The organism is Streptomyces sp. TM32 (assembly GCF_004122755.1).
Classification (GTDB): domain Bacteria; phylum Actinomycetota; class Actinomycetes; order Streptomycetales; family Streptomycetaceae; genus Streptomyces; species Streptomyces sioyaensis.
The window spans coordinates 38918-46580 of sequence record NZ_SDIG01000036.1 but is presented as its reverse complement, the minus strand read 5'-3'; the positions used below and the strand labels follow the sequence as shown (position 1 = coordinate 46580).

Here is a 7663-nt window from a genome sequence, read left to right as displayed (position 1 = left end):
CTCCGATCAGCACCGATACCCCTGTGCCACACGTTCCAGCGACAACAAACGTGACAACACGTCACATACCGCCCTCTTAGGCGGCGGAGGGCTCGGTAGGGGACGCCTCGTCCTTGGTGTCCTTCGGGTCCGACGCCTCGGGCCACAGAAGCTTGCGTACCGGCTCGGTGATCTTCATGAGTTCTTCGTCGTCCTCAAGCGGCAGCAGATCCAGCGACTCAAGGGACGCGCTGGGCAGCGGCAGGTCGTAGGACCAGTCGATGATGAGGATGGCGAGGATGCCGTCCGTCATCTCGTAGGCCATCGCCAGCGGCCGGTCGCCGTCGCCGGTGACGCTGGCGACCGCCCGCTTCTTGTCTCCGCGGCGCAGGGTCTTCGGGTCGCGGAGCTGGACCCAGGCGCCGGAGGGCAGCGTGTGGCGTTCGGTGGTGGACATGAGGGTGCTCCGAGGGTGTGAGGGTTGGGGTGGTTCGGATCAGAAGCCGGTGGCGTTGTTGGTGACCGAGATCTTGATGGGGCTGTAGCCGCCGGATCCGCCCGCGTTGGTCGTCGAGAGGACGGAGACCCATGAGCCACCGTATTCGACAGCTGCCTTGGTGCCGTCGGGGTCGACGTCAACGAACGCTGCGGTGGCGATGTCGAATTGGATGGCGATCCGGTTGACGCCGGTGAGGCCGTTGTCGATGACCATCTGCAGCTGCGGCTGGGTGTTGTTCAGCATGTACAGCAGCGGCGACTCATCGGACGCGACGAAGTTGAGCTTCCCTTCAACGCTGACGCCGCCGCGCTGGATGATGTACGGCGACTGGACACCGGTGGTCGTGTAGTAGGGGTTGAGCTCCCGCTTGATGGTGATCTCACCATCGGTGATCGTGTTCAGGAGCGTGCCGCCGGATGCGGGTCCGCCGATCCCCGCAGTCATGCGCCACGACGCCACTGGCAGGACCGTCGACGGGTTGGACACCGGCGCCGACCCGAGGGCCACCGACGGGTACGACGTAGCCTTCCCCGACCAGGTCAGCAGCTCGCTTTCCGCATTCCACTTGAAGGAGACCTCGGAGAAGCAGGCGCCCGGATACTGGCGGGCGCCACTGGTCGGGGTCGGGCCGAGGAAATGAGTCAGCGTGTGCGTGAGCGGCTGCCCGCTCCCGGAGTTCAGGAGGCTGTGGGCCTGCGTGTACGGGCCTGTCGACGGGGTGACCGCCTGGGCAGAGGCGTGCGCGTACTGCAGGGTGGAGCCGGTCAGCGGGATCGTGTACGGGCCAGCACCGGAAGGGGTGCCAGTGGTGGCAACCTCCGCGGTCGCACCGGTTCCGATCTGGACGACCGTTCCGTTGGGGATCGATGCCACGCACGAGATCGACGACGCGCCGGCCGCCGCGCTTGCGGCGAGCGTCGTCGCGCCGGTGCCAGTCGCGGTGGCGGTGACCGCCATGTCCCCGAGGACGTTGCGCAGGAAGTAGCCGATACCGTCCCCGTAGACCGGGCCACCGAGATCGAATTCGGCGGCCTTGACCCCGGCGATCTGCGCGAACGAGTCGGTGGCCATGGAGCCACGCCAGCTCTTGTCCTCAAGGAACTTGGGCTGGTCCTTCGGTTTGAACTCGTTCACCAGGACCGTGGCTGTCATCGCCACGGGCGTGCCCTGCGTGGTCTCGGGGGCGATGCCGACGAACTGCTTGGCGGGTGCGTATGTAGTGGGAGTCGGCACCGGTCACTCCTCGCTGCTGAGGGCCGGGGCGTTATCCGCGGCCTGATTCGGCTTGCTCTTACGGGTCTTGGCCCAGCGGCCGTCGTTCGGCGGGCCGAACGGCCAGTCGAAGACGGTGGCGGGGAGTTCCTTGCCGTCGTCGGCTTCGCGCACCGGATAGGCAGTCAGCGGCACATGCGGATAGACGCAAGCGGTCGGGTGCACGTACTCGTAGACGCCCGGGGCCGGGCCGTCCTGGTCCTGCGGCGCCGCCACGAGCTCCGGCGCGGCCGGGGCCGGGGCCGCTTCGGCTTCACGCGGGGCGCGGGTTTCGCTCGAGGCCGCCTCATCAGGGGCGTCCTTGGCCGGGGTGCTCTTCGTCGACATGGACGCTCCTATGCGTTAACGAACTCGATCGCCGCGAAAGACATTTCGAGGAAGCTCTTGGTCATCTCGGCTTTGGTCTCGGGCTGCCCGTAGCGGAAGTCGATGCCCGCCTGACCCGCATCAATGTGCTCGCCAGCCTGGAAGACGGCCCCGCCGAGGGTGCGGTCGAGGCGCATGTGCTCGACGAGGGCATCCCGCAAGGCGTACACGTCGTCCTGGGCGTCCTCCGCGTAGGCGGTCTTCGACCGGATGTAGCAGAGTACCTGCACCTCGTAGATGATCTGCTTCATGCCGCTGTGGGCACCACCGAGGGCGATGCGTTCCTCGTGGTGGCGTGGGATGAAAATGACGATCTGGCAGCCGGTGCGTGCCCCGGCGTCTTGGCCGTGGAAGTAGTCGGCGTGGTCGTCGCGCTTGGCCCAAGCCCTGCGGACGGTGCCGACGCCGGCAGAGGCCAGGGGTGATGACCGGTAGGTGCGGGTCTGCTCGTCATAGGGCCCGCCGAAGTAGCGACAGATGCCGTCGAGAGCAGTCTGAACGCTCACCGTCACCTCACCCGCTGATACGAGGAGAGGATCCGCCGCGCCTGATCGACCAGGCCCACGCCGGTGCGCCGGGAGTCCTTGCCGCGGGTGGTGGACGCCATGGCCGTGTCGGGGAACTCGTCCTCGGCACTCGTGTCCGGGCGCATCAGGAGCGCCGTGGTGTAGTTGACGATCGCGAGCCGAACATCGGGCGGCATGCCAGAGAAATCGTGGCCAGCCTCGTGGCTCCCCAGAGTGGGGGCGGCAAGCGGCACGCTCGTCGCGGCCGGCATGCCGGTCGGAGCCGGCGGCTGCCACACGGGCGACACCGTCACCGTCTCCTCGGCTCCCGGCTGCCAAATGCAGTATTGGCCACCAGGCTCGATGCCCGTGGGGTCGGCCACCTGCAAGCTCGTAGCGCCCACATCGGCTGCGGCAGCCAGCTGCGTCGAGACGTAGCCGGCCACATAGGAAATGCGGGCGAACGTCTCTGCACCCGGGGCTGCGCCGACGCCCACCTGCAGCGAGCCGGTCCAGGCCCCGGATGCACCGCCGAGCCCGATGACCATGTTGGCGCCGTCCTCGATCCACGCCTGCGGTGAGGCAATCGATGTGAGCGAGGTAGGCGACGAGCCGTACCCGACGGCCGTCACGGCGCTAACGGGCCCGCGTTCGGCGTGCACCCGGATCATGCCCGAGCGGTCGGTGCGTACCCGGCTGGACTGCGTGAAGAGGTGCGCACCGAGCGGCTGGTTGACCTCGTTGTCCGCCCAATCCGACGCTTGCAGCAGCAGGTTGGCGAGTACCGCGTCCTGGGCGGCCGGGTCGGGGTTGTCGGGGCGGAGACTGTCGAGGTCGAGGTAGGTGGGGTGGGCGCGGAACGCCGCGGCGGACACGTAGGGCGTGGTGGGCACGACGCCGCACCCCCTCTCGCTACTTTTCGCGGGTCCAGTTGCCGTGGGTGCAGCCGACCGCGGTGGCGTGCTCGGGCCAACCGTTCGGCATGCACTCGGAGCAGGGCTGGTCTGTCGTCTGCTGGTCGCCCTTCTCCTGGCCGTCCGGTTCCTCGGGCTCGGGGCCGTCCTCGGCGCCTGCCGACTCAGGCAGGGTGTCGCTGTTGTCGGGCGCGTCGTTTGTGTCGGCGGAGTCGCCCGTCGCGGGCTGCTCTTCCGTCTCCGGCCCACCGGTCGTCTGCTGGTCTTCGGCCGCTTCGGGCTTGCTGGCGGCACGCTTCCTGGGCGGCATCAGCCGGCCTCCTTCTCGCAGGTGCCCCCGCATCGGGAACAGGACTTAAAGAACGCCCCGAAGCCGCATGTGGTGCAGCGGTATCCGCCGTGGGTGCGTCCGCCGAGGTTGGCGGGGAACGCCCCGTATTGGCGGAGAGCCTTCTCGTGCTGGGGGTTGTCGACCGTGACGGTGCCGTCGCGGCCGGGGGTGTAGGCGGTGGTAGCGCCCGTCTGGGCGCCCTTGATGTCGATGCCGCGCATGGCACCGTCGGGCATGCACAGTCGTGCCATGGTGAAGCTCCTTGAGGGTGCCCGCGGCCCCGCACCCTCGAGCGGGGCCGCGGGCGATCGGGGTCAGGCAGCCTTGATGCCGGTGATCGCGCCATTCCAGGCGGGGGCGTAACAGAGCAGCGTCCCGAACCAGTAGGAGCTCGACTCGAACGCGAACTGGTTGACGGGCCAGTCGATGCCCATCAGGTCCTGGACGTTGAAGACCGACCAGACGTCGCTGACTTCGGAGTCCGGGATAGGGAGACTGTCGGAGAGGACGACCGAGCTGCCCTGCGGCATCCACGGGTGCACCTCGACAGCGACGCCCTTGCCCGTCACCTCGTTGATGATGGTGTTGACGACGTCGCCGATGGTGACACCCGTCAACTGGTCCTGGGTGATCGTCATCCGGTAGTTGCTGGACGACGAGCCCTTGAGTGCGTCGCTGAGCTGCTTGCGGTCGGAGCCGTTCAGCAGGGTCCGGTCCGGGTCGGCCTTCACGCTGTTGTAGAGCGACACGAACGCGTTCTGCCATTCCACGCCCGGGTTCGTCGTCGACAGGACGGCATTCAGTCGGTTGACGTAGCCGGAGTCCGCACCGGTGCAGATCGGCAGGATGCCGTCGTATCCGGAGGCGTAGGCGGTGGTGTCGGCAGTCACGGTCGACGCGGCGGTACCGGAGGTCGGCAGGGCGCCCTGCAGGGTGAAGGTGTTGGTGCCGCTCTTGCCGGCGTACCAGCGGGCGGCGTCGCCCGGATCCGAGGATCCGGTGGAGACGTACACCCGCATGCCGGTCGCACCGGCCGGCAGGGTGACGGTTACATCGACGACCTGCGTGGACGGGGCGACGGTGGCGGCCGAGGTCAGCACGGACTGGCCGAAGTCACCGGCGTCCGAAGTGACCTTGACGTAGATGTTGGTCGAGACGCCGGTCAGCGCGGTCTCACCGGCAGCCGCGGAGCGGGCGGTGAGAGCCAGACCCGTCGGGGCAGCGACCGGTCCGAGGAAGCCGTTGCCGGCCGTGCCGCGGCCCATGAGGAGCATGCGCTCCTCCAGCAGCATGCTGGAGTACATCAGGCTGGTGCGGGACAGCTGCCGAATGTCCTGGTAGCCCTGCCCGGCGTACTGCGCGGACCAGGTGACCTGGTCGGACACGGAGAACTGGCTGTACGACACGTTCTTGTCGTAGCCCGCGTAGGAGATCTTCGGTCCGCGGGCGTAGTACAGGCTGTTCGAAGCCCCGCCGGGGGCGAAGTTGTTCTGGGTGCTGTCAGCGATGCCCGGGTGGATGTTGCCGACGCCGCCGCTACCGGTGCCGGTGAACCCGCTGATGACCTTGAAGCGGTGGGAGAGGCCGATGCCCTTCTTCCGCGGGATCCGGTTGCGCAGCGGTGTGGGGCGCGGCGTCAGCATCTTCGAAGGCGCCTCAAGGTCAAAGGCGACCAGGCCACCCGCCACGGGGGACGACGTGGTCAGGTCCTTGACGAGGTCCGGCTGCTGCGACTTCAACTCGTCCAGCGCACCCGTGATGGACGCGAGGGACTCGGCAGACAGGCCCTTGGCGATGTCCGGGCTGGACATCGCCTTGGTGATGGCGCCGTAGGCACTGGTGGGCTGCTGGTCAAACGAGATGCCGCGGCCCTCGGAGAAGGCCTGGACGACATCGCCAGGGCCGAGCGTGCGGCCGGGGGCGTTGGTGACGGCAGCCATCAGCTCGTCGAAGCGAGTGGAGACCTCCGCTTTGCTGAGCTGCGGGGCCTCCGGGGAGTCACCGAAGAGAACTTCGGCCTTGGGCAGAGCCATCACTGGCTCCCTTCATGCGAAAGGCCCCACACGGGGCCAGGAGTCTGGTGGAAGGGTGCAGGCGGTTAGGCGTCGGCCTTGGCGAGGAGCGCCTTGGCGCGGTCGCGGTAGCCGTCCCGGAGGTCGCGGTCGGCGACCTGGTCGGCCTTGGCCATCAGGGTCTTGGCCTCCGCGCGCATGCGGTCGGCGTCGGATCCCTTGGCCTGCGCCTGCTGTGCTGCGGTGCGAGTGAGCGCGGGTCCGCCCGCTGTGGGCATGGCCCGGAACTCCTCGATGGCAGCGTTCGCCTTCGCCAGCTCTGCCTCGAGCGCCTTGGTGCGCTCCTCTGAGGCTTCGGCGGCCTGTGCGACTGCAGCCTTGACGAGTTCGGCCACATCGGCCTTCGTCACTGCGTCGGTGGGCTGCTCACCGTCGGTGGGCTCGCCCTCCTCGGTGGTGTCTTCCTCCGGCTTGTCGCCTTCGGTGGTCTGCGCCGCCCCGCCGGACGGTGCAGAAGTCTCGGTGGAGTCCTCCGTCGCCGGGTCGACAGCGTCGGACTTGGAGGCAGCAGAGGCCTCTTCGTACTCCTCGTTCTGCTTGAACCAGGCCAGGGAGCGCACGGCGGAGAGCAGCAGGTCGATGTCGCACGCTTCGTTAAGGTTGCCCTGGGCGAGGGACTCGGCCTCGGCGATGATGAGCCGGGCGATGCAGGCGATGGCCTCGTCGGCGCCGGAGATGTCCGCGGCCTCGTCGTGCTCGCCGCCGTCGCCAGCCGACGTGACTGCGTCGTCGTCGGCACTGTCATCGGCCTTCGCCAGGGCGGGGGCGAGGGCGCGCACGTCGCGGAGCACCTGCTCGGCCTTCGCGGTCACCTCGTCGTCATCCGACTTGGTGGCGGTCTTGAGCGACCCGTCCGCATTCCAGTTCTTCGGCACCATGGCCTCCAGTCCGAGCGCCTTGGCGCGCTTCATGACGTGCTTACGGATCTTGTCGTGGTCGGCGCCGCCACGGCCCACCGCGCGGATGGCCTTCCGCAGGTCCGCCTTAGTTTTGATCGGGTACGAGCCATCAGGTAGTGCGGCTCCCTCGGCGGCGGCCTCGCGTCGCCCGGCCGCGGAGGTGTCAGCCTTGGCGACTTCCGTCGCGGTGACGGCTACGTTCACGACCAGCTGAGGTGCAGCATCGTCGTCGCTCTTCACCGTCTCTGCGCTAACCGTGGCGCCGCCGGCAGCGAGTTTGGCGAGCGCGTCCTTCACCGGAGCCGCGAGACGGTCGTACAGCTCCCGCGGCAGACCGAACGCCTCGGCGCTCGACTTCTCCACCAAGTGCGGGTCCTCGACGGGCTGAAGCTCGTCAGCGCCATCCGCCTTGGCCAGCGAGAAGATGCACTCGCTGTTCGCGGGCCGGTCGCACACACTCAGTTCGCACACGGTCCCGTCGGTGACGATCCCGTTCGGCGCCTCGGTCTTCCCCATCGCGATCTTGGGGTTTTTGATGCCGACAGAGAAGCCCTTGAGCACACCGTGCTTGACCTTCGCCACAGCCACCGGGTCAACGATCCGGGCCGTGACGTAGTGGGCTCCGTCGTCGCCCTTCGTTAGGCCGACACCGACGCCGACCGCCCGCTTGGCGTCATGCTGCTCCCGAACATTCGCCCCACTTCGGAACCATTCCGGCATCGCACGGTCAAGGAAGTCCGCGGCGAGTACCTGCTGGTCCCGGTCGAGCGCCGAGGATGCAGCGGGGCCGTAGACGACCACAGTGCCGTCGTCCTGTTCCTCCGA

9 protein-coding genes are annotated in these 7663 nt (G+C 68.2%); all 9 read right to left on the bottom strand.

What is annotated here, in order from left to right; translation table 11 throughout:
• Positions 1-76: 76 nt before the first annotated feature.
• The gene (locus tag EST92_RS11850; protein ID WP_129280904.1) at positions 77-436 is read right to left on the bottom strand and encodes a hypothetical protein; all 360 of its coding nucleotides are present in this window, start codon (positions 434-436) and stop codon (positions 77-79) included.
• A gap of 39 nt (positions 437-475) precedes the next feature.
• Positions 476-1711, bottom strand: coding sequence for a phage tail tube protein (locus EST92_RS11845; RefSeq protein WP_129280903.1), 1236 nt, complete (start codon positions 1709-1711; stop codon positions 476-478).
• 3 nt (positions 1712-1714) lie between these two features.
• On the bottom strand, positions 1715-2077 hold the full coding sequence (locus tag EST92_RS11840) for a hypothetical protein (RefSeq protein ID WP_129280902.1): 363 nt from the start codon (positions 2075-2077) through the stop codon (positions 1715-1717).
• Positions 2078-2085: 8 nt separating this feature from the next.
• Positions 2086-2622: a hypothetical protein gene (locus tag EST92_RS11835; RefSeq protein ID WP_129280901.1), complete on the bottom strand. Its 537-nt coding sequence runs from the start codon at positions 2620-2622 to the stop codon at positions 2086-2088.
• Between the two features lie 2 nt (positions 2623-2624).
• Positions 2625-3515 carry a hypothetical protein gene (locus EST92_RS11830; RefSeq protein ID WP_129280900.1) on the bottom strand — a complete coding sequence of 297 codons (891 nt, stop codon included), beginning with the start codon at positions 3513-3515 and terminating at the stop codon, positions 2625-2627.
• Between the two features lie 19 nt (positions 3516-3534).
• Positions 3535-3846, bottom strand: a complete 312-nt coding sequence (locus EST92_RS11825) for a hypothetical protein (RefSeq protein WP_129280899.1) — start codon at positions 3844-3846, stop codon at positions 3535-3537.
• A complete protein-coding gene (locus tag EST92_RS11820) occupies positions 3846-4118 on the bottom strand; it encodes a hypothetical protein (RefSeq protein WP_129280898.1) in 273 nt (90 codons plus the stop codon). The genes EST92_RS11825 and EST92_RS11820 overlap by 1 nt, the downstream gene beginning before the upstream one ends.
• A 63-nt stretch (positions 4119-4181) precedes the next feature.
• Positions 4182-5900, bottom strand: coding sequence for a hypothetical protein (locus EST92_RS11815; RefSeq protein WP_129280897.1), 1719 nt, complete (start codon positions 5898-5900; stop codon positions 4182-4184).
• 65 nt (positions 5901-5965) lie between these two features.
• Complete coding sequence (locus EST92_RS11810) at positions 5966-7639, bottom strand: hypothetical protein (RefSeq protein WP_254068777.1); 1674 nt, start codon at positions 7637-7639, stop codon at positions 5966-5968.
• Between the last annotated feature and the right edge of the window lie 24 nt (positions 7640-7663).